General features: G+C 51.3%; 23 protein-coding genes and 1 pseudogene. 3 read left to right on the plus strand and 21 right to left on the minus strand.

What is annotated here, in order from left to right; genetic code table 11:
• Window positions 1-24: 24 nt before the first annotated feature.
• The gene (locus AC0T7J_RS03310) at window positions 25-873 is read right to left on the minus strand and encodes a hypothetical protein (protein ID WP_473792128.1); all 849 of its coding nucleotides are present in this window, start codon (window positions 871-873) and stop codon (window positions 25-27) included.
• Window positions 874-1707: 834 nt separating this feature from the next.
• Between AC0T7J_RS03310 and AC0T7J_RS03315 the strand changes: the two are divergent.
• The 3 genes and pseudogenes from AC0T7J_RS03315 to AC0T7J_RS03325 all read left to right on the plus strand — a co-directional run bounded on the left by AC0T7J_RS03315 (window position 1708) and on the right by AC0T7J_RS03325 (window position 4746).
• Window positions 1708-2719: pseudogene (locus AC0T7J_RS03315) on the plus strand (hypothetical protein).
• Window positions 2709-3098 carry a hypothetical protein gene (locus AC0T7J_RS03320; protein ID WP_473792130.1) on the plus strand — a complete coding sequence of 130 codons (390 nt, stop codon included), beginning with the start codon at window positions 2709-2711 and terminating at the stop codon, window positions 3096-3098. The pseudogene AC0T7J_RS03315 and the gene AC0T7J_RS03320 overlap by 11 nt, the downstream one beginning before the upstream one ends.
• Before the next feature lie 517 nt (window positions 3099-3615).
• Window positions 3616-4746: a site-specific integrase gene (locus tag AC0T7J_RS03325; RefSeq protein WP_473792132.1), complete on the plus strand. Its 1131-nt coding sequence runs from the start codon at window positions 3616-3618 to the stop codon at window positions 4744-4746.
• 29 nt (window positions 4747-4775) lie between these two features.
• On the opposite strand, the gene AC0T7J_RS03330 is transcribed toward AC0T7J_RS03325, so the two are convergent.
• The 20 genes from AC0T7J_RS03330 to AC0T7J_RS03425 form a co-directional block, all read right to left on the minus strand.
• Complete coding sequence (locus tag AC0T7J_RS03330) at window positions 4776-5117, minus strand: hypothetical protein (protein WP_473792134.1); 342 nt, start codon at window positions 5115-5117, stop codon at window positions 4776-4778.
• A gap of 79 nt (window positions 5118-5196) precedes the next feature.
• Window positions 5197-5520 (minus strand): S24/S26 family peptidase, encoded by a 324-nt coding sequence (locus tag AC0T7J_RS03335; protein ID WP_473792136.1) that lies wholly within the window; start codon window positions 5518-5520, stop codon window positions 5197-5199.
• A gap of 2 nt (window positions 5521-5522) precedes the next feature.
• The gene (locus tag AC0T7J_RS03340; RefSeq protein WP_143990317.1) at window positions 5523-5762 is read right to left on the minus strand and encodes a hypothetical protein; all 240 of its coding nucleotides are present in this window, start codon (window positions 5760-5762) and stop codon (window positions 5523-5525) included.
• Between the two features lie 217 nt (window positions 5763-5979).
• Window positions 5980-6267, minus strand: coding sequence for a hypothetical protein (locus AC0T7J_RS03345; RefSeq protein WP_473792138.1), 288 nt, complete (start codon window positions 6265-6267; stop codon window positions 5980-5982).
• Entirely contained in the window at window positions 6267-7163 is an 897-nt protein-coding gene (locus tag AC0T7J_RS03350; protein ID WP_473792140.1) for a hypothetical protein, read from the minus strand. The genes AC0T7J_RS03345 and AC0T7J_RS03350 overlap by 1 nt, the downstream gene beginning before the upstream one ends.
• Window positions 7164-7225: 62 nt before the next feature.
• Window positions 7226-7450, minus strand: coding sequence for a phage exclusion lipoprotein Cor (cor, locus tag AC0T7J_RS03355; protein WP_473792142.1), 225 nt, complete (start codon window positions 7448-7450; stop codon window positions 7226-7228).
• An 86-nt stretch (window positions 7451-7536) separates the two neighbouring features.
• Window positions 7537-8217, minus strand: coding sequence for a hypothetical protein (locus AC0T7J_RS03360; RefSeq protein WP_143788960.1), 681 nt, complete (start codon window positions 8215-8217; stop codon window positions 7537-7539).
• 1 nt (window position 8218) lies between these two features.
• Window positions 8219-8521 (minus strand): hypothetical protein, encoded by a 303-nt coding sequence (locus AC0T7J_RS03365; RefSeq protein ID WP_425025093.1) that lies wholly within the window; start codon window positions 8519-8521, stop codon window positions 8219-8221.
• Complete coding sequence (locus AC0T7J_RS03370; protein ID WP_473792145.1) at window positions 8521-11733, minus strand: TipJ family phage tail tip protein; 3213 nt, start codon at window positions 11731-11733, stop codon at window positions 8521-8523. The genes AC0T7J_RS03365 and AC0T7J_RS03370 overlap by 1 nt, the downstream gene beginning before the upstream one ends.
• A 55-nt stretch (window positions 11734-11788) precedes the next feature.
• Window positions 11789-12412: a tail assembly protein gene (locus AC0T7J_RS03375; RefSeq protein ID WP_473792146.1), complete on the minus strand. Its 624-nt coding sequence runs from the start codon at window positions 12410-12412 to the stop codon at window positions 11789-11791.
• Entirely contained in the window at window positions 12405-13124 is a 720-nt protein-coding gene (locus AC0T7J_RS03380; RefSeq protein ID WP_473792147.1) for a C40 family peptidase, read from the minus strand. The genes AC0T7J_RS03375 and AC0T7J_RS03380 overlap by 8 nt, the downstream gene beginning before the upstream one ends.
• Window positions 13125-13126: 2 nt before the next feature.
• Entirely contained in the window at window positions 13127-13864 is a 738-nt protein-coding gene (locus tag AC0T7J_RS03385) for a phage minor tail protein L (RefSeq protein WP_473792149.1), read from the minus strand.
• A 52-nt stretch (window positions 13865-13916) separates the two neighbouring features.
• Complete coding sequence (locus tag AC0T7J_RS03390; protein ID WP_473792150.1) at window positions 13917-14258, minus strand: phage tail protein; 342 nt, start codon at window positions 14256-14258, stop codon at window positions 13917-13919.
• Between the two features lie 2 nt (window positions 14259-14260).
• Entirely contained in the window at window positions 14261-17638 is a 3378-nt protein-coding gene (locus tag AC0T7J_RS03395; RefSeq protein ID WP_473792151.1) for a phage tail tape measure protein, read from the minus strand.
• 241 nt (window positions 17639-17879) lie between these two features.
• On the minus strand, window positions 17880-18248 hold the full coding sequence (locus tag AC0T7J_RS03400) for a phage tail protein (RefSeq protein WP_473792153.1): 369 nt from the start codon (window positions 18246-18248) through the stop codon (window positions 17880-17882).
• A gap of 56 nt (window positions 18249-18304) precedes the next feature.
• Entirely contained in the window at window positions 18305-18757 is a 453-nt protein-coding gene (locus AC0T7J_RS03405) for a phage tail protein (protein WP_191939812.1), read from the minus strand.
• 33 nt (window positions 18758-18790) lie between these two features.
• Window positions 18791-19192 carry an HK97-gp10 family putative phage morphogenesis protein gene (locus tag AC0T7J_RS03410; protein ID WP_473792155.1) on the minus strand — a complete coding sequence of 134 codons (402 nt, stop codon included), beginning with the start codon at window positions 19190-19192 and terminating at the stop codon, window positions 18791-18793.
• On the minus strand, window positions 19189-19566 hold the full coding sequence (locus AC0T7J_RS03415; protein WP_473792157.1) for a hypothetical protein: 378 nt from the start codon (window positions 19564-19566) through the stop codon (window positions 19189-19191). The genes AC0T7J_RS03410 and AC0T7J_RS03415 overlap by 4 nt, the downstream gene beginning before the upstream one ends.
• Complete coding sequence (locus AC0T7J_RS03420) at window positions 19556-19900, minus strand: phage head closure protein (RefSeq protein WP_473792159.1); 345 nt, start codon at window positions 19898-19900, stop codon at window positions 19556-19558. Before AC0T7J_RS03420 ends, AC0T7J_RS03415 begins: the two co-directional genes overlap by 11 nt.
• Complete coding sequence (locus AC0T7J_RS03425; RefSeq protein ID WP_010245159.1) at window positions 19900-20232, minus strand: head-tail connector protein; 333 nt, start codon at window positions 20230-20232, stop codon at window positions 19900-19902. The genes AC0T7J_RS03420 and AC0T7J_RS03425 overlap by 1 nt, the downstream gene beginning before the upstream one ends.
• Between the last annotated feature and the right edge of the window lie 21 nt (window positions 20233-20253).

Below are 20253 nucleotides of genomic sequence, written 5' to 3' on the forward strand. Positions count from 1 at the left end.
GACAGGCGATCATCCGATCGCCTTTTACTCCGCCGCCGCAGGCTGGTCCCAGTATTCATATTTGTAGGCGGAACTGAGATGGCGCTCGATAGTGCCACGCGTGAAAACTTCAGTCTCGTGCAGGTAGCTCAGCGTACAATTACCCCTCTGATCCCAGAACTGACACTCATCCACCGATCGGATAGTGCTCAGCGGTGTGGTCGCCGTGCCGTTGAGCCGCACTTCTCGCCATTGGGGATCGTAGGTATAACTGTCAGTGCTGCGAGCCGATGTGGTGCGGGTCACCAGACCCTGCGGGTTCCAGTGATAGTGAGTTTCACCGTTGGTCAGGGGATCGCTGCCGCGCGCCACGCTCTTCTCAAGCCGGAACTGCCGATCATAGCGATAGGTGGTATCGGTAAAGCCGCTTTTACCCATACTGATAAATTTATCGGAGGCGCTGGTGATGTTGCCATGCTGACCTTTCTGCCAGTTAATCGTCCCCTGTCGGTTATCGACCACCACCTCTTTGCCCTCTTTCAACACTTTTACCCGATACGCATATTCCGCCACCCAGCCGCCCTGCACCCGGGCAATATGTTGCTCCATGCTAAGCGTTACGTTGCGCTCACTTTTGTCATAGCTGACGTCGGCAACCGTCAGATCGCCACAGGCGTCAAACTGCCCCAGTACCCGCTTTTGCGAGTTCACATCTTTGCCAAACTCACCCGCAACCACCTGCTTCACCGCGCCTTTCGCCATCCCGCCCAGCAAAATCAGATTATTGCTGTTCGTAACGGCAACGTGGTTCGGACTGCATGCACTGGCTGCAGCGCTACCACTGCAGAGAGCAGTCAGGGTCAGGATCAGGACAGCAATCGGATTGGGTTTCATAGAGTCATTTCCGGGCGACATTGCTTTCAGTGTAAACGCTGCGGTGATTAACGGCGGCGATCTGTGAAGATTTCAGCCTGCATCGCCTTTAAGGATTGAAGAGGCGATGCGGCATCAGCATAACGAAGAAAGCGAGTGATTACGTTGCTGCCGGGACGGGAAGTCCTGGATGACATGTAATGATTAATAAGGGGCAGGTGATTTTTATCGAGCCAGGCGAAAGAGTGATAACTTCGCTGCAGCCAGATTTCAGCCCCCCACTGTTACTATGAAGTACTCTTACCTGTTATGTCCATCTTGTAAATATCAGGATTTCACACTTTTAAAGAGTAGAATCAGTGTGTATCAGCCTGCCTGGAAGCTGATTCATCAAATTACAAAAAAAGGAAATCAGTCTGTCCGGGTACTGCACTTAACTCGTTCCAGAATTAACGAAAACTGTAACATGCCTCATTCTGCATATTATGTAAGGTAGTTAGCAGGTGTTCGTCATTCAGGACGAACTCAGGATTGATAAAAATCAGCGCAGATGCACAGGCGGTTATAGAGAGACATGTAACTTTTGCTTATTCAGCCATTCTTCAGACTGCACTATTGTCATTCGAGGGTCAAAGAAACAAGAGGGCTGTTTTTCTCTTTACATCAGAGGTTGCTAAGAAAGCCAAAAACCCACCAGATGGCGAGATTTCTAATGTTATATGTTGGCGCGTTATCTCAATATTTAACACTATGGGATTCTTTTTGCGTGACGCACTTAAATTATTTATACTTAATGCGGATTTACAATCCACAACATTGAAGATTGTGGCATTAATATTGATGGAGCACGGAAGCATGCCGCGTAAATTAGCCCCCGGATATTGTATAGTGGAAAGACCCGGTACACTGGATTATCAGGCACGGGAACTGTTCAGAGATATTCGTTCCCCAGCCACCAGCCTGTTTATGAAAATCAATGCGGATACGCAATATCTGAAACCCGGGCAAATTTTAATCGTTGCTGACCCGGACACGCCTGATCACCTGACAATGCAGATGCTGACCACACTCCGACAGGCAAAAAATAAAACCAACGCGGCGCTTACAGGCGTAAGTGTCGACGATGCCCGGTTTATGCAGAAACATTACGGAATGATCGCTGCGCTGAGTGGTGCCGGATAAAAAATCTTCAGCACTGCGGGTGATGTCGGCGAAAAGTATTTCAATGCCATTGAGCAAACACTAAAAAAAATTGAAGCCAGCTACCAGAATCAGTTTCGTACCCAGGGGACGTTGATCAGCCAGCAGTTTTTTGTGGAAAGTAATCAATTGCTGCACCAGCTAAAGGAATTAGTTAACAGACCGCTGTTAAAATCCCTTGCACGATATACCTTGAAATTCCAACAGTATGACAATATGAAGCGGGCGTTAAACCTCTCCAGCCGTTCGATTGTTCATGAGTGGTCTACTGTGGGGATGGGTAGCATTCCTGGATATTCGTATTATATGGGCAATGCGGCTAGAGCAGCGCGCTTCCTAAAGGCCGGAGGATATATTGGTATGGGATTTGCTTTTGCCGGGACAAGTAATGAAGTTGTGAATGCCTGTATGACAGGCCGAGAGGGTGAATGTGGCAAAATCGCCGTAAGAGATTACTCAAAGTTTGTGCTTGGCACAGCCAGAGGAGTGGTTGGCGGTGCATATGGAGGTGCTGCTATGACCGGTATTTGTACCGCTATAGGTATTGCTACCGTAGGAGCAGGTGGAGTGGCATGTGCTGTTGTGGGATCTGTCGCCGGTGGTTATATTGGCAGCACTGGCGCAGAAGCAATTGTTAATAAGTTAACAGAGCTACTATGGTAACTGACAAATTATTAGCTGGCACATCATTATTTTTTGGATTATTAGGCAGCGGGCTTATATTTTTTTCGTTTTTTGTTTATGCGGCGAAAAGAAAAGATTACTACAAACTGATCTCATCTTATTCGAATAAATATAAATTCCCCGCACCTTGTTCTTTCTATCATAGTGTCGGCTTCTTCGGTGCATTCCCGGTCATACGTTTTTTTATAAAATTAAGCCAGCGGAAGAAAATATTTCTTATGGACAGTAATGACCCAGCATATTCTTTCTTTGATGATAACAACATCAAAATACACTCATGGATGAGATTTTTTTCTGGCCTGTGGTTTGCAGCTACAGCATGTCTCATCATTTTCGCTTTTATCGGACTGCTTTTACCATAAAATAGTGGTGGCTCTTCAATGGGCCACTTTTGTCAAAAATTTTCATCCATTTCAAGATGCACATTGAGCATCGATAGACACCTATCTATCAATCTCTCAGAAATCTGATCCTTAGGCCGCAAAAGTCGGAGTAAGTAGCTAAAATGAATGTAAAAGAGAAAGGTGTTTTTAGCGGCAGTTACAATAGGATTGAATAAACTTTTTATCCGGCATCATTTTTAATTCAAGATGAATAATGTTGTTGATTAAGGAATTGTGCTGCGTCGTATTCGCTTAGCTCCCGAGGTTTCCTTAACTGTTTAACTTGTTGCTTTACACAAAAAGAACCCCAGCAAGCATATAGTGATTCTAAAAAAGCCACCAAAGGTTATTGTTATATAAATCAATAAATTGCGTTGTGATGTGGTTTTTTCACTTGCAGATTACTGTACATTATCACAGTATTAGCAATCATTTTTGACGGGTCAGGATCCCCTGCAGGACCCCCTGAGCATCCCAATCAAACAGGGCTGATTCTATGGCTTACTACGTTATTGAAAAAAGAAAGACGTCTAAGGGTGATCTTCGTTATCGCTGTACTGTAGCAGTAAAAAACGAAGGGATAGTAGTTCACCGTGAAAGAGAGACTTTCTCCAAGCAGTCTGAGGCAAAATCATGGGGTGTCATCAGGGTTGCCGACATCGAAAAGAACGGCATACCTGTTGAGAATAAAAAAAATAACGCCCTCTTTGGCGATTTGCTGAAGATGTATATCAGCCACCCCAGCATAACTTATAGTGCAAGCAAGGCCTCATCCTTAAGCCTGATTAGTCGCTGCGAAATTTGCAGCGTACCTCTCAAAGACTTCAGCTCAAACACTTTCATAAATCACGCCAAGCTGAGGGCTGACCAAGGTGCCGGCCCTTCAACCATTAGAAACGATATCACCTTTATCGGTGCTGTCCTGGCTTCGGCATCGCCTATGTTCAACATAGCATTTGATATGGAGTGTTATCGTTCTGCCAAATATCAGATGAGCAAATTAGGGATGATCGCTCACTCTCAAAAAAGAAGCCGGCGACCTACCAAAGATGAGACGGATGCCCTTCTGGTTGCACTTGAAGAGCGGTCGCGTCATTCATACAAAAAAATTCCCTTTCACCGCATTTTTCTTTTTTCGATATTGTCTTGCATGAGGATTGGCGAGGTAACTCGCTTGAGGTGGGATGATATTGATCATCAGCAGAAAGCCATACTGGTTCGCGATCGTAAGCACCCACGTAAAAAGATGGGTAATCACATGTACGTCGCGCTGCTTGGTGATGCCTGGGACATAGTCATGATGCAGCCTAAAACCAGCGATATGATTTTTCCCTACAGGCACAAAAGGATTTCAATCGTGTTTGGTGAAGAAAGGAACAAGTTAGGCATTGAAGACCTTCGATACCATGACCTGCGCAGAGAGGGAGCCAGTAGGCTTTTTGAGGCGGGATTTGTGATCGAGGAGGTAGCCCAAGTAACAGGACACCGTTCGCTTAAGACATTGTGGCAAATATATACAGAGCTTTATCCCCGCTCCCTGCATGACCGATTCAAAGAGTTGCAGGATAAAAGAAGCGACCTCATTACTGACCTTGATAAAACACCCGTGAACGCGAGTGTTAAGTAAGTAACGCCCGGAAGGTGCCGGGCGGAAAATCATAAGCAGGTTTTGATTGCAGCCTTACGTTTTTCTATGCCACTTGTGACGTCCAGAGCGCCACGAAGAGAGTAAAAGTTTATCCGCGTCACCTCGCCATCTGCAAATACATCTGCGTTATCTGCTCCAGAAAATACGCTGTAATACTTACCTGTTTTCTGAGGAATAATTTGGTACATAAGTGGATTTTTCTGCCATGCAGCTAAAATGCACTCTTGAGTCTCTTCTGGGGTTTTTGCCGTCGTATATGACGCTAAAACCTCTTGATCCTTACGATAATTATATGGGTTAGTGCATCCCACTAGCCCCAGAGCTATCAGCGCGACGGCTAAATTTTTCATCAATTAATCCTGTCAGTTTTACTTGAGCTCATGCTAACAGAGATGCGTCACTATGAGACCTGTTCGATTAGGATAAACCTTAAATCGTGGGGCGACATTGTTCATAAACCGACACTATTTCAGCAGTTACTTTTCCCAGCATGATAATCCCGTCCATGCCCTCTCCGTCGATCGTTTCACCGTCTGAGGTGATAATCCCGGTACTGAATAATTTTCCCACCTGCGGGAACTCGCCTATCTGGAATGCGATCTTATCGCCCGGAACGGGCTTGAGTGACTTGTCCGCCAGCACGAACCCATCTGGCGTCTCAATCAGGATCATGTTGTTGCGGTGAGGCATCAGTACATCGTTAAGATCGATGCGCCGCTCGATGTAATCGGACGCTGGTGATGGAAATCCCATAATTACCTCACGTATCCCATGTTGCGTAACGACCAGGTCTTATTCTCGCTTTCCTCTGTGACCAGCTCGAAGAAGAAGTTCTGGTAGTACCGTATCCACCGATTGCACTCTGCCAGCGTCCAGACGTGATTCAGGTCATCCAGCCGCTTCTGGAACGCCGCAGTGGTGACAATCTGCCGCCCCCTGCCGTCCTTCGTTATCGCTCCAGTGAACGCCGCGTGTATGTCACTCTCTCTAGCCATAATTAATCCTCCTCTGATAAATACTGTATGGATAAACAGTAATATCGATCGGTAGATTTGATCAAGGCGGAGTAGGTCACAGATTTGTAAAGGGATTGATGGTGAAGGGTTTTTAGTTGGCGATTACGGTGGGGAGTGACTAATCTCAAATCACACCCCGCAGCCTGCTGAGATTGGCGCGGTCTGTAGCTGCCCCGTCGCCGGGGCTTTTTTATGCCTACTTTGGAAGTGCGATATTAAAGACCTCTTCAAACTTTCCGTCAGCAATAAGTGGTTTAATTGATTTATAATACGCGCCCCACCCTTTCCTTAGGGCGTCTGCATCTTCGTCAAAGTCAGCCATAGCAGCATATTTCTGGATTTCCGACATTGCCAGTTGCATGCGCATATCAGCAGTGGCTTCGTAGTCCACGCCGCTTGTTACGGCATCCGGATTAATCTCCTGTGGCTCACCATTTATTTCCAGGAGTGCCTCTTGCGTATTTTCAGGTTGTTTGTCGGTCATTATGCCTTCACTCCTATAGCTGTAACAGTTATCCATATATTATTGGTCGATCCGGAATTATGAACAAAACCACTCACTCCCTGTGGCGTATGGCCTTCAACTCCAACTCGCCAGGAGCCAGAATTGCCCGCCTGCCCATTTATGGATACCCCTGGATAATTTGTAAAAGAACCAGCGCCTTCATCACTCCAGCTATAAGACCAGGATGTTGCCGAGTTCGCAGCAGCTGCGATATAAAACCGCCTGACTACAATCAATAAGCCAGAATTGGTAGCGAAGAGCCGATAAATCCCTCCGCCAGGATTCGCTTCGGAATTTGTGTAGCTAACGCCCAATGCCGTTCGTGCATTAGCTGCAGTTGTTGCACCTGTGCCGCCCTTATTAATAGGAACAGTGTTCTCAGTTGCCACACTTCCTAAGCCGAGGTTATTTCTTGATGTGGGCTTGTCCTGAAGGTCATTCAGGTTCTGGCTTTTATCCATCTTGCCGGATATGGAAGTGGAAATTCCATTCCAGGCTGGCCCCGTCCATGAACTGCCGTCAGAAAGGTTAACCGTAACATTACCTGTTCCGGTAAATATCTGTTGCCAGTTAGCCTTATCGAGATTGAGGCCGCGTATGGCCTTTGCTACATCCGCGGCTACCTGAGCTGTAATCCCAACCAGCGCCGCATTAGGAACTGCCGTCCATGCCACACCTGAAGTTGTCGGCCCATTGTATGCCGTAGTCAGTGTAACGCTGGTCGCTGAGTTAACTGACTGCACGCCCAGCGTGTATGTCACACCGCCAACAACCGTGACAATGAAATCGTTAGCTTTAAGCTCTGCTGTAAATGATGTCCCGGTGCCGGTGACCGCGGTTGAATTATTAGTTAGTGCAATAGTGCCTGCTGGCATAGCTTTCTCCGGGCAATAAAAAACCCGGCGCGGTGGCCGGGTTCATTGATTTGAGTTATTTACTATTTATCGCAGGTACTTTCGGTGAAGTTTGATTTAGAAACCCACTTCCATCCAAAAGGATTTCCCGCGTAATATTTAGTCTGGTTTGCTACCGTCTTAACATCATAGATAGGCACCGCTACATCCTGCCCGCCAATTCTGGCGGTTGCAGAGCATTTTACAGGAGGAAGCGTCTGGCATCCGGTGAGTAACATTACAGCTACCACTAAGAGTTTATTTTTCATTTCATCATCCTTGTCTGTTTCATTCCCTTATACCTGCGCCATAAAATATCATCAACTTTATTTATCAATCACGAAGATCGAAAATCTTAATACCGCTGAACATTTACAGCTACTAGGCGGTTTCGGTAGTTGGTAAGGGTGCCGGTGCCTCCGCCTCCTGTATTAAGGTTGCCAATATAGCCGCTGGTGATTTGGGTCGTGCTGCCGTTGAATCTTGCACTGCTTGCATACTGAGCCACTACAGGATAAACCTGCCCACCCTGGCTTACCGTTCCGGTATAATTTCCAGTATAGGCTGGAGCTACAGCCCACTCGCCGGTAAGCGTGAAGTTGGCGTTAAAGCCTGATCCCGTATCTGATCCTTCATCGCCCAACTTCTGCGCGTCTCGAAGAACTTTCGTTTCATTTGTAAGAATGCACCTGCCCTGAGCGTCATTAATCTGAATTCCCCAGGCGGGCACTGGCTGAAACTGATACCCGAAAATATAAACATTGACCGTTCTTGCTGGGCCAGCGCACCTTAAGCTCCATAGCCCACCAGATAGCTCCAGCGCTTCGCAAGTGTTTAGATTGCTACCTTGAGCGCCATTGCTGTTAGCAAAAATAAACCTGATTGCTCCATCATTGCTGAATAGGTTTATTACTGCGCCGCTTCCTGATGCTTGTGGAACATTCAGCACGCGCTTTTCTAGCAGGGTGAGAGGCATCGTGTCGCCAATATAAAAAGGCACCCCAGCAGCATCTGTCAGAATCGCTCCGTATGCCATATCACCTCACGAATACCAGAATATTGCCGGGTACATTAGGAAAGGTACCAGTCGAAAAATCCGAGCTTGATACCTGAGTGACAACCATATTGGCTCCGCTTGCATATATTCTCTTCCTGCCATTTCCACTCCTATCCCCGCTGGGCTGAAAGAGATAATCCAGGGAGTAGCCAGAAGGTAATGAAAATGCCTGGCTGTAATTACTGATAGCATCGATAGCCATGACACCGAGCGCGTTTATTTTCACGAGTCCGGTGTTGTTATCGACGCCATTGGCATCCCACGTTCCAAAACCATATGCCATTAGCTGAGTTTCCCCACTCTGACGCGCAATACGCCATTTCCGTCGTAAACGCTAATCTGGTTATTCGTTTGCACCATTCGTCCATTGCCAGGCTCATAGCCGTTGTTCTCAAAGGTTCCGTCTTTACTGAGCCTCCACCCCGTAGCGCCAGCAACGTAGTTTGTGGACTCGATATAGGCGGCAATCATTGCACTCGTAATAGTCGCGTCACCGATAAACGCCTGATTGATGATTGTCTGGCCGTTCTGAATGGCAAAGAAAGTTTTCGGGGTCGCTCCAACCTGTGACATCACAGCAAACCGATCAGCGAGGAACAGCACCTGCGTCTGCATACCAGCAGGGCTGTTTTCAACACCAATACCCATCCCTGCAGCGTACTGACGCCCGTTACTGTCTACGGACACTTTTACAGAATACTGTGCTGACAGCTTGCCGTTGGTATCGGCCAGCGCGGTAGATGTCTGCTGAACTGCGGCAGTGTTCTGGTCAACTGTGGCCTGTACCTGTTCAAACTTCTGCGCATAAGCCTGATCGTTTGTCGCGATTGTTTGTTTGACCGTCAGGATATCAGCACGGTTTTTACCAGACTCAGCCATCTGGTGATCAACAGTTGCGTCGAGGTTGAGCGCGTTCTGAAGCATGGCATCGATGTTGGTATCAACTTTGGCTATGAGCTGCTTACCGGCATCCGTTTTCAGGACCTGCTCGGTAATGTCGCCCAGCAACGCGGTCGCATCAACACTGCTGGCACCCTCCACAAACTTCGTCCAGTCGCCAGTGTTACCGATGCGGTCCACCAGCCGGGCGCGGTACCAGCGGCGAACACCAGCGGGCATAGGGCCGTGCTGATAGCTCACTCCTGGGTAAGGAACATAAGCCAGAAACTGCGGATTCTGCCCGTCTGCTGTTGTGGCCACCTGAATCTCTGTGTAAGAGGTATCACCGGAACCGTCAGGAAACGCCCACGTCACGTCAATTGCCCATACCACGTTATCGGTAGCACGAAGGTTAACAGGCGTACCCGGCTTACCTGCTTTGCCAATGAGTGAGGTTGAATCGGCGTACCCCCACGGAGAAGAAACTTCTGCCGCGTTAACGCCGCGCACCCGCACGTCATAAACGCCGGTATAAATACCCTGAATGCTGAAACCTTGTGCGCTGGTCTGGCTGACGTTTACCCAATCGCCCTTATCTTTGCGCCACTGAGCCACGTAGCTGATTGCACCCTCGACACGGTCCCACGTTACCTGCATTGATGAGACAGACAACCCCTGCTCAACGAAACTGACTTCGCTGATTTTGATGTTGGCAGGTGCCTTCAGCACACTGATTGGCGTAACCGTAATTGGGGCTGGCTCAATGCGCACGCCATCGTCAATGTAACGGTACTTATTCGGATCGTGCTGCACACCGGTAATGGTAAACGTCCCGTCATCGTTACCGGCTACTGAGGTGATACGGAAATACTGGATTGCCAGATTATCGCTATCGATAGCCCATACCGCTCCCGCCACCGGCGTGATACGGAAAGAGGTGTTAACGCTGACCGTTTTCTTGTCCGCGCTGATGCTGCCAATAGTACGTGTCTGCGCGGTACCATCCGGCAGGTTCACCACCAGCCTGTCACCGGCTGCGTAATCAATCGGGCGGTCGAGTGTAACGCGCAGGCCATTAACGGAACTGATGCGGCCGCCGTTCTGCTTCCCGCTTCGGAATGGGTCCGCCACACCGATGATTTCAGCGGGGATAGGAATATAACCATCCAGGCCGACGCCGAATGAAACCGTACCATCTTTAGCATTGGAGAGAATGGCCCAGCGCCCGCGACGGTGCGCCTCGCTCTGAGACGTGCAGCCGATGGCCGTAAGGCTCATCTCCCGCACATCATAACGCTGCACCAGGTCTGAGTCGTAAACGCCCTCTACAGTGTCGGAATAGTGGTTAATCGGATCGGACCAGCTTACCTGACAGGATGAATAGCGGTTTTTGTAACTGCCACCGGCATACGTGAACAGCCCGTCAATGACGTTCGCCGCGTGGTAAACGAAATCAACGTCAACATTGCCGTCTGAATCGACCTGCGGCACGTCTGCATTCACAAAAATCTGGCTGTTGCCCCAGAACGTGATGCCACGAAATATCGCCGCAATATCCTTCAGCACGGTGTAAGCATCCTGCTGACTCTGGATGAACACGTTACAGGTAAAGCGCGGCTCCGTTCCGCCTGCGCCGTCAGACACCATCTGATCGCAATACTGCGAAATACTGTAAAGCTCCCACTTGTCGATCATGGTGGCATCGACACGCGTCCCCATACCAAAGATTTTATCCAGCACCAGGTCATAGAAAATCCATGCCGGGTTATCGGTATAGGCGTATTTAAAATCACCCTGCCACGTACCGGCATAGGTGCGTGATACCGGGTCATAAGTTGTCGGAACGCGAACCAGCCGCCCTTTTGGCTTGCACGTTACTTTTGGTGCCTGACCGCTGAACTGACTGGCATCAACCTCGATATACAGCAGCGCGGTATTGGGGTAGCGAAGTTTGCTGTCGATGACCTCAGCGAACGAAAAAACTTTGAAAGCGTTAATCAGCTTTGAGGATGAGGAATCAGAGGTAATGCGGCGCACCCGGACTGACCAGCCGGAAGTGGCTTTAGGTAAGTCGATGCGATGATCGCGCTGATATTCAGACGTGGTTTTACCGTCAAACCTTCCGTCCACCACCGTGACCCATGAACCGCCGTCAGTAGAGAGATCAATGGCATACTGCGTCACGGTACCAACCATGTCGCCGTTGTCTTTGTACTGATACTGCACAGGCAGACTCAGCTTAATGCGAACGGCATCCAGTGTCAGATTGGTAAACTGGCGGGTCCAGGCGATAGCCTGCGTTACTGCAACCCCAACAGAAAGCTCATTATCGACTTCAGGCATGCCCTGAATATAGCTCTGGTCCTGCGTACCTTTACGCCAGTCCCACACTACGCCGGTGAAGTTGTAGGTGCCGTCTTCGTTAGCCAGTTGGGTATCGTTCAGGTAAATCTGCTGAGCGGTTAAATCCCCCTGAATCTCACCCTCTGAGATAGCCAGCAGCATTTTTAATTTTGCGATAGACAGCAGATCGTCTGGCTGTTCAACCGGAGTATGAGCGCTGCCACCGCCGCCACCCTTACTGCCCTGAATCACGGCACCTTCGATAAGTCGCATATTTCACCCATAAAAAAGCCACCCGAAGGTGGCCTGTTGAATTAACTGTGTTTGGCTATTGCTGATCGCTGGTAAAGCTACCTGCGCTGATGACCGCACCGCCAATTTCACGCGTCCCGTAAAGAACCGGAACCGGATACCCCATGGCAACGGTATTCACCGGCGCACCGAAAGCATAGTTCGGCTTATTGTCCGTGCTGGATGACGCACCCACGTTGAGCTTGGGTTGCGGCGTCAGCATCTGTACGACACCGCCCAGCAGCATGCTGATACCGATACTGGTCAGTGCTGTAGTAGCCAGGCCAACTGCGGTCGTGGTACCGATAGCAGCACCGTATGCAGCCAGTGACGCACCAGCAGTGAAGAACGCGGCCACAATCGCAACGGCTCCGATGATGATCTGCAACGTACCGCCCCGCTTCGAACCCTCCAGAACCGGCTCCATCTGAAATTCGGTCGCCGCTGAGGACATGTCGAACTCCTGCAGTCCGATATTATCTTTGCCGCTGAAGAAGGCAAAGCGAACACCGTTAAGATGCGCATTCGACACATACTTTTTGAACCCCGGCACCTGTGAGCACATCGCACGCAGCAGCTCCCGCAAATCAGCGACGTGAAACTGGTGAGCCTGACCAAACATTTTTGCCATCCGGCCTTTAAGTCGCATGGTTTTAAGCATCCATCAGCTCCTTTCGGCGCACGATGCGCACAGTACGGTTACGCCAGTATTCGCCATAAGGTACCCGCGTAGACAGGCTCCCGGCGTTATGATGAAGAATGATATTGTTACCCAGATAGATTGCGGCGTGGTTCGTTACCGGGGCGCTGATGCGCATCATGATCATGTCACCTTCACGCATTTCCGCTGGTTCAATCTCCACAAACCCCTCTGACTGCCAGTTGTCGTCATACAGATTTTCTTTGCCGTCCACCCACCACTCATAATCAACAGACCAGTTTTTCAGAGTGATGCCGTGCTCACGCTGGTAGTAGTCCATGATGAGTGTCCAGCAGTCATTACCGCCAATCAGCCAGGGGCGGCCTGTATAGTCGCGATCAATGCGCGGGCTGATAGTGCAGAAGTCGCCATCCGGCCACGACATGATCCCCCACTCCACGCCGGAAAAGTCGCACTGAACCCGGTCACGTTCTGACGGGATAAGCTGCGGCACGTCCGGGTGAGAATGGATGACCATCAGAATGTCACCCTGCGCTTCCGCTGCCCGCTTATCCTCCGGCGACAGCGTGAAATGCTCTGTGGGCGTTTCAGCGATATTCCTGCAGGGGATGTAGTTCTGCGTCCGGCCAGACTGGATGACCAGACCGCAAGCTTCTTTCGGGTATTCGGCGGCAACGTGCTCACGGATTGCCTCAAGAATTTTTTTGCGCATGGTTATTTGCCCTGAAGGTTTGCAGCCGGGAACCCGCCAAAAGGCAGTGGCTGATCGTCACCAAAGCGTGCTTTGCAGTCTGCCATTCGCCCACCACAAACATCTTTAGATGGGTCATTCGTGGGCGTGCCATCTTTCGCAAAGTACCGGTTGCCCGCGTAATCACACCCGGTGCCGGTGCGATACCAGCCACGCATGCACCAAGTGCATACCGGCGTAATCTGACGTGAAGGCAGCTGCAGACTCTGAATGTCAAAGGGAGAGCAGAGTTCAAAATCCACCTGCGCGCGTGTCTCGGACGTTTTCGCATTCACATAAAACAGCTGTACCCGCTCTTCCTGCGGATTGGCGTTGGGGTTGCCTGCCGTCCAGTTTGCCTCATCAAGATACTTTGCCAGCGTGGTATGAATACGGACCTTCGCCTTAACCATGTCGTCAAACTGCAGGCAGAGTGCCGTGACATAGTTGCCTACGTTGCCGACTGAAAGCTTTGGCGTCGGCTGTGAACCCGTACTGCTCATCTCCATGCCGGTCAACTCATACGGGTGAGGATCGTACTCATTGCCCTGCCAGATGATTGATGGCAGGTTTTCCGCTGCAAAAGACTTCCAGCCTTCGGTCGGAAGGTTGTAGGCATGAAAGCGCAGCACGGTATCCAGACCGAATGCGGCACCGTCAATCTCTATCAGCTGGACCAGACTCCCCGGCTCCAGCGCCTGAATGTCCTGGTTGAAACTCATTTTTCACCCAATAAAAAAGGGCGCATAAGCGCCCTGTTGCTGTCGTGACATGTCACGGTGCGAAAGCCTGTTCGAAGGTAAAGCTGATCTCGGCAAATTCGCCGTTGATAAACTTCGGATTAATCGAATCTGCTTTCACCCGATACAGTTTTTTCTCGCCCCATGGATTTGTCCACCAGAATGAGGTGGTGACGTGGGTTTTCAGGAACGCCCGGACAGACGCCATAACGGGGACCTGACCGTTACAGCTCAGCGACCAGCTTTCAGCAGCATCGTTGATCCCTTTCCCGGCAACCTGCTTGTAACCATCGCCGTACTGCGCCTGAATGGTGGAAACGCTGAGCTGTTCGCTCGCCTGAATGCGCGTCGCCCAGGTAAATGTATCTGTCGCCATAATCAGCTCCGACCGCTATAAAGAATTCCGCCCGGTGAGATTTCCTTCTTCAGCCTGTCCGTTATCGTCTGCTGCACGATAGATTTGAGCTGTGAGGCTGCCGCCGAGGTTCCCGTAGCGGATGCGTCACCGGCCCCGCTTTCCTGCATGATCGTTACCGGGGCATCTACCTGAATAATGGTATTGCCACCCGCGCGGCCACTGCCGGGCAGCGCAGCGGGTCGCTCCGTGGGGGTGTCGACCAGCCCGCCGCTGGCATACCCGCGCATCATCCCGTAAAGATTTTCAACGCCAATACGCTCGGTGGCCTCTTTGGTAAAGACGAACTCACCCTTGTGAACCACGCCAGCCGGGTCATATTTGCCACCGGTCCCGGTGAATCCGCCGCCATCGTATGCCTGAAAGCTGGTACTCATCCCCATTGCGCCGGTACTCCCGGCAGACGCGGCGGCACCGGCTCCCGCTGCTCCGGCAGCGCCGACTGCAGCACCGCCAAAACTCATAAAGGATGACAGCACTGTTTTAGTCAGCAGTGCCTGCGCGGTCATTTCAATCAGGCTTTTGATAACGCTCTGCGCCAGCGAGGCAAACAGATTTGAAATGCTTTCCCGGAAAGACTGCGTGCCGGTAAGCAAACCGGTCAGGGAGTTAGTCGTTCTCTCCGCCGCCGTTTCAGCCAGGCTCACGATCCCTTTATTCAGTGTGCTCTGCCCGGCATACAGATTGAGCGCAGCCTGATACTGAGCGTCTGCCGAATCCCGTGATGACTTCTGCATCAGCGCTTCATACTGATCCTTATTCAGCCTGCTATTTTCATAGTAAGCAGTATAAAGGCTCTGCTGCTGCACCAGCTGATTCTGAAGCTGCGCAACCGGATCAACTTCTCCGGCTATGTTGATCTTTGGCGCGGCAGCCTGGCTGGCCTGCGCCTGAATCATCTTCTGAGCTGAATCGTTTGCCAGCGTAATGCGGGCTGACTGGTACTCCTGCTCAGTGACCAGGCGGGCGTCATACAGCTCTTTCAGGTTGCGGCTGGCTTCGGACTCCTGACGGATAATGGCTTTAGCGGGTGAGTACTGCTCGGCCAGTTCCTGACGCTGGCGCTGATAATTAGCCGCATTCAGTGTCAGTACACGCTGCACCTCCGCCTGACTCACACCAGCAGCTTTGGCATCCTTCAGGATTTTTTCCTGCGATACTTTTTCCTGAAGATTGATTTTTTCCAGGCTTGAGGCATGCGCCTGTTCAATCTCGTTACGCAGCGCAGTAAACTGCTTCAGCGCCTGAGCGCCTTTCTTGTCAGCTTTAGCCGGGTCCTCTCCGCCCCACGGCGATGCGCCTTTACCGGCCTCAGCTGCTGCAGCTGTCGCCGCCTGAATATCGCTTTGAAGATTTTTAGCCCGGTCAGCAACGCCTGTTTTCACAAGGAAACGGGCATTAGTTGCGTTAGTGATGTTATCTCTGGCTGTTGATGCCGCTGAATCAAGGTCTTCGAGCTGTCCCTTTAGCTGACGCTTTTCTTTTTCAAGAGTTTCAGCAGAGGGGAAAAGAAATCCAAGCGATGAACCTTCACGGCTTTTAGCAAGGCTGATCCGCGTGTCGCTGTAACGTGACAGCTCATCTTTCACTTTTTCACGCTGCGTGTTGATGTTGTTCAACTGCTCAGTGTAATCGTCTAATTTAACCGACAATTTCACATCTGAGAGCTGCATCAATGCCGCTGTGGTCTCAACTACCGCGCCTTTCAGATCCAGAGCTGACTGCCGGGCCTGCTTGGCCTGCTCATGGAAATAAAGCACAGCAGAACCTGCCAGCATGGCTGCACCTACGGGACCACCAATGAGTGAGAGTGCGCCACGCGCCAGCCCGGAAGCAACCGATGCCGCCCTCGCACTGAGGGAAAGTTGTGAATTAGCCGCGGCAAGCCGCTCAGTGGCCGCTGCTTCAGCGATTCTCGACTCTCTGATTGTGCGACTTAGCGCAACCTGCTCTTTCTGATAGCCAACATTAATGCCCGCTGCCGCGTTTGCCGCTGTGCGCGTACCAAGATAACGGGCCTCTTCCTGAGCCTGTGACCGCGTGGCCTGTGCCGCTGCAATAGTCTGCTTGGCAATTTCGGCCTGCTGTAATGCGTTTCTCCTGACTGCCATTTCGTTAGCAGTCCAGGATGTCACGCTTTCCCTGAGCCCGGCTGTCAGTTTGGTTGAGATAACCGGAATCAGCGTATAGAGCGCGACTGAGGCAACGGTATTGAAGTTGTCGGCTAGTGCGTTAACCGACTCCGTAATAGTCTGAACACCGGAACGCAAAGGGCCATTGCCAGACTGACCCACTTTGAGGATCAGTCCTTCAAAGGCGCTGGTCAGCCCCATAAGATCGCCGTTCAGGTTGTTCACCCTTATCGCCGCCTGTTCATGCGCCGTCTGCGTTCCGGTAAGGGATTTGGTCAGATCATCAATTTTGCCGCGATTGCCCGTCAGGATAGACGCGGCGTTGATGTTCTCAACGCCAAACAGTTTTACGGCCTGCGCGGTTGAAAGGTTTTTTCCCGCCAGATTTTCCAGCGCCTTACTGAGCCCTACAACGGACGGTTTGAGCGTTTTATCTGTGCCTTTTTCAAGGCTGAGGATGATGTTGCGCAGCGCCGTGCCCGCTTCACCCCCTTTAATTTCACGCGACGCCAGCACCTGAATGGCGGCATTCAGCGTTTCAAACCCGATACCAGCCTGTGCTGCGGCCACGCCACCATTTTTAATCGCGGCGGCAGTATCGTTAATTTCGGATGCACCAAATTTTGCACCGGCTGCCAGGACGTTTATATAACGGTCGGCCTGCTCAGCACCGGCACCGAACTGATTCAGTGACAGCGCCAGCGTTCTGGTGGCATCCGGCAGCGTGCTGCCGCCCGCCTGAGCCAGCAGCAGTGCGCTATTGGTCGCCTTTTGCAAACCATCAGCCGTATCAAGCAACTCCGGTTTTGCTGACGCCATCAGCTTCAGCGCCTCAACAGCCTGGCTGGCGCTGTACTCGGTAGTGCGCCCCATCTGCTGAGCCGCTGCATCCAGATCACGCAACTTATTACCGGTTGCGCCGGTAATGGATGACAGGTCAGACAGCGCCTGAGAATACTGCCGCGATGTCTGGATAATCGTACCCAGTGACAGCCCTACGCCAGCCAGCCCGGCGATCCGCCCGGCCAGTCCGCGAACGGCAGAATTTACGCGCCCGTAAGCCTCTTCCGTTTTTTTCGCATCATCCTGCGCCTGTCTGTTGAACTGGCGGGACTGTTTACCGGCATCGCCGTAGGCGCCGACGAGCTGGCTTTTAAAATTTGCGGCGTTGAGGTGTAACCCTACCGCCAGCGATGCTACGTCAGCCATTACATTAACGCCCTCATTACGGCGTCACACTGCTGATCCACGCTGTGCGTGGGTGTGCTCTGCCTGGTGTCGTTTGCGGAGTTTGCGGATTGTGCTTCGGAGCGGGTCAGGATGCCCTGCTGAAGAAAGTAAGCTCGCCAGTGGTTCAGCGTATCGCACGGTAATGCGGCTATGACTGACGGGTCAGGCTCACCCCACCTGTCAGCCAGCCAGAAGATCAGCTGAAGCCATGACGAGCCGGTCAGTTTTTTTCGGCGGCGTCCAGTTTACCAATGGCATGCGTTTTGACGCGTTCAATGGCGGACATCAGCGCCGGGTTATCGTGAGCATCCAGCAGCTCTGCTGCAGTCGGAAGCAGTTCAGGCTTGATGGCTGAACCATCAGGATTAACTAGGCTGTCGAGAACCAGCTGGACGCTCATTTCTGAAATTGCACGGATACTGCCGGACGCCTGCGCCGCATCAAGCTCTTCCTCGTAGCGGATAAGCTCACCGGCAGTACGGCGGCGGATGTATACCTGAGCGCCCAGCAGTTCTGTTTTGATGGCGGTAGACTTAGGCTGTAGCAGAACTGACTTTAACGTGGCCGCACTGAATTTTTTCTCGGACATTATTTGATCCCGCAAGGTGGTAAAAGCCGCCATTCAGACGGCGTGGCTGATGGAAATCAGGAGCCTGCGACTACGCCCCACTCGATGTTGTTCTGTTTACCCTGAACGGTAATCTGAATTACCTCACTTGCTGGCGCGGTGATTTCATTCATCTGCCAGCCGGACAGCGCCAGTACCATGTTGGCTGTGCGCCCGTTGGGCAGTTCAACGTAGAACTGGACCGTCTGGCGGTTTTGCGCGGCATTCAGGAAGTCTGCAAAATCGGTATTAGCAGGATCATCAATGAAGCCCAGCGATTTTTCCGGGCCTTCCGGCAGGTCAGAAATAAACTGTTTGCTCTTATCAATCAGCGTGGTGCAGTCCACGAAGCTGCCGGTCTGGCCGGTAGCGCCCAGCGCCTTACAGTTAATCAGCGGCTTCATCGCTGAGACAGCGGCACCGGATGGCCCCCATTTCACTACGGTTCCTGCAGGCAGCATCGCGTATTCTGGCGAAGTTTTATCAGCCATGACTTTCTCTCTCTTTGAAGTTGGTAGCGACTGCTACCCGTTGTTTTGAATGCGGTCCCGTATTTCTACCGCGAGGATTCGGAGAACGCGGGATTTGTTGTAATCCAGCGCCGGACGAATGAAGGGATCAGGAATCTGCTTAACCGTTCCGAACTCCTGAGCCAGTGCCTTGATGTAATGCTGCTTACTCGGACCGACCCGCAGCACGACAACGGCGTTACCTGTAGTCCGGGTTGTTGAACGGATTTTGATAGAGTCACGCATATGCGGCCCTTTCGCTGACGCGTCATAACCCGCATGCTCTTTCATATCCTGTTCCACGATTTCAAGCGCAGCCCTGCCAGCCTCGCGCAGAACCTTTGTCCCGGCCTTTTCGCCCAGGGCAATAAGCTGGCGCTCAAGCTCATCAAGCCCGGTAACCTCCATCCTGATCATGTTGCGACCTCCGGGCAGTAAAAAATATAGTCACGCGCACGGCGGTACTTCCCGCCGTCATCCGCATCAAAACTTTCGGACAGGCCGCCCCGTTCAACATACTGAACGGGGTAGCCGCCAACGGAGCCGTGGGTGATATCACGCCACAGCGTCCATAAACGGTTATCCCTTTCCTCATTGTTCCGATATGCAGATGAAATAAAGCTGAGCTGGAAGCGTGCGGCAACCAGCCGTGTGCGGATTGTCCCGGACTCAATATTCGGATCGCTGACCAGCTGGAGTGTGACGAAATCTGCTTCAGTCTGTGGTCCTATCAGCGGATAAACATTAATGCCCAGAAGATTTTCAATTTCGCTTTTCAGTTCACTGAACATGGCTGAAATCCTCTGTACACAGCACCTCAATGTTGCGACGGTCCCGCGTCGGAAGCGGTGCAGTAACTGTAAAGACCCGGCCTTTTCCTCTGCCGGTTACCTCCACAATCCTTGTTGTCGTTGCCCGGATATCTTCGCGGTAGCGCATGTAGATTTTGGTCGTGACAGATGACCGCTCAGCATTACCGCTGATAAAGTCACGTCCGGTAACTGAACGAATATCAGCAGGCACATTTTGCGCAACTTCTTTCCACCCTACCGGCTGCCCGTGATCATCCCGGTCGGCGCTTTTTACCTCAATGCGCACACGGTGCCTTAATCGACCGGGTTCCATCAGCTACCCCTTTGAGGATCGGCATCCTCTTTTCCGCGCCAGTTTCGGTGAATGAACATCATTCGCTCAGCTGCAGCGTTTTCATAAAGCTGAACTTCACCCTGTGCTGTTCGGTGTTCGAACATATCAGCGAACACCAGCAGAATGGCCCCCTTAATAGCTGCAGGAATATCTGACGGCACCTTCCAGGACGGCTCATCGCACCAGCGCACACAGTAATCAAAGGCTGACTGAGCATAAAGCGTGATCAGCTCGTCACGGTCATCACCATCAAATTCAACCTGCTGCTTTAGCAGGTTTAAGCTCACAACCTGAAGAACATCAATCGCCATACGTTAAAAGAGCGGGTTTCC

The organism is Pantoea sp. E956-1 (assembly GCF_982223955.1).

What these genes read in the sequence shown, in the direction of transcription:
- AC0T7J_RS03310 (WP_473792128.1), bottom strand. Translation starts at nt 873, where the DNA reads ATGAAACCCAATCCGATTGCTGTCCTGATCCTGACCCTGACTGCTCTC.
- AC0T7J_RS03320 (WP_473792130.1), top strand. Translation starts at nt 2,709, where the DNA reads ATGGTAACTGACAAATTATTAGCTGGCACATCATTATTTTTTGGATTA.
- AC0T7J_RS03325 (WP_473792132.1), top strand. Translation starts at nt 3,616, where the DNA reads ATGGCTTACTACGTTATTGAAAAAAGAAAGACGTCTAAGGGTGATCTT.
- AC0T7J_RS03330 (WP_473792134.1), bottom strand. Translation starts at nt 5,117, where the DNA reads ATGAAAAATTTAGCCGTCGCGCTGATAGCTCTGGGGCTAGTGGGATGC.
- AC0T7J_RS03335 (WP_473792136.1), bottom strand. Translation starts at nt 5,520, where the DNA reads ATGGGATTTCCATCACCAGCGTCCGATTACATCGAGCGGCGCATCGAT.
- AC0T7J_RS03340 (WP_143990317.1), bottom strand. Translation starts at nt 5,762, where the DNA reads ATGGCTAGAGAGAGTGACATACACGCGGCGTTCACTGGAGCGATAACG.
- AC0T7J_RS03345 (WP_473792138.1), bottom strand. Translation starts at nt 6,267, where the DNA reads ATGACCGACAAACAACCTGAAAATACGCAAGAGGCACTCCTGGAAATA.
- AC0T7J_RS03350 (WP_473792140.1), bottom strand. Translation starts at nt 7,163, where the DNA reads ATGCCAGCAGGCACTATTGCACTAACTAATAATTCAACCGCGGTCACC.
- cor (WP_473792142.1), bottom strand. Translation starts at nt 7,450, where the DNA reads ATGAAAAATAAACTCTTAGTGGTAGCTGTAATGTTACTCACCGGATGC.
- AC0T7J_RS03360 (WP_143788960.1), bottom strand. Translation starts at nt 8,217, where the DNA reads ATGGCATACGGAGCGATTCTGACAGATGCTGCTGGGGTGCCTTTTTAT.
- AC0T7J_RS03365 (WP_425025093.1), bottom strand. Translation starts at nt 8,521, where the DNA reads ATGGCATATGGTTTTGGAACGTGGGATGCCAATGGCGTCGATAACAAC.
- AC0T7J_RS03370 (WP_473792145.1), bottom strand. Translation starts at nt 11,733, where the DNA reads ATGCGACTTATCGAAGGTGCCGTGATTCAGGGCAGTAAGGGTGGCGGC.
- AC0T7J_RS03375 (WP_473792146.1), bottom strand. Translation starts at nt 12,412, where the DNA reads ATGCTTAAAACCATGCGACTTAAAGGCCGGATGGCAAAAATGTTTGGT.
- AC0T7J_RS03380 (WP_473792147.1), bottom strand. Translation starts at nt 13,124, where the DNA reads ATGCGCAAAAAAATTCTTGAGGCAATCCGTGAGCACGTTGCCGCCGAA.
- AC0T7J_RS03385 (WP_473792149.1), bottom strand. Translation starts at nt 13,864, where the DNA reads ATGAGTTTCAACCAGGACATTCAGGCGCTGGAGCCGGGGAGTCTGGTC.
- AC0T7J_RS03390 (WP_473792150.1), bottom strand. Translation starts at nt 14,258, where the DNA reads ATGGCGACAGATACATTTACCTGGGCGACGCGCATTCAGGCGAGCGAA.
- AC0T7J_RS03395 (WP_473792151.1), bottom strand. Translation starts at nt 17,638, where the DNA reads ATGGCTGACGTAGCATCGCTGGCGGTAGGGTTACACCTCAACGCCGCA.
- AC0T7J_RS03400 (WP_473792153.1), bottom strand. Translation starts at nt 18,248, where the DNA reads ATGTCCGAGAAAAAATTCAGTGCGGCCACGTTAAAGTCAGTTCTGCTA.
- AC0T7J_RS03405 (WP_191939812.1), bottom strand. Translation starts at nt 18,757, where the DNA reads ATGGCTGATAAAACTTCGCCAGAATACGCGATGCTGCCTGCAGGAACC.
- AC0T7J_RS03410 (WP_473792155.1), bottom strand. Translation starts at nt 19,192, where the DNA reads ATGATCAGGATGGAGGTTACCGGGCTTGATGAGCTTGAGCGCCAGCTT.
- AC0T7J_RS03415 (WP_473792157.1), bottom strand. Translation starts at nt 19,566, where the DNA reads ATGTTCAGTGAACTGAAAAGCGAAATTGAAAATCTTCTGGGCATTAAT.
- AC0T7J_RS03420 (WP_473792159.1), bottom strand. Translation starts at nt 19,900, where the DNA reads ATGGAACCCGGTCGATTAAGGCACCGTGTGCGCATTGAGGTAAAAAGC.
- AC0T7J_RS03425 (WP_010245159.1), bottom strand. Translation starts at nt 20,232, where the DNA reads ATGGCGATTGATGTTCTTCAGGTTGTGAGCTTAAACCTGCTAAAGCAG.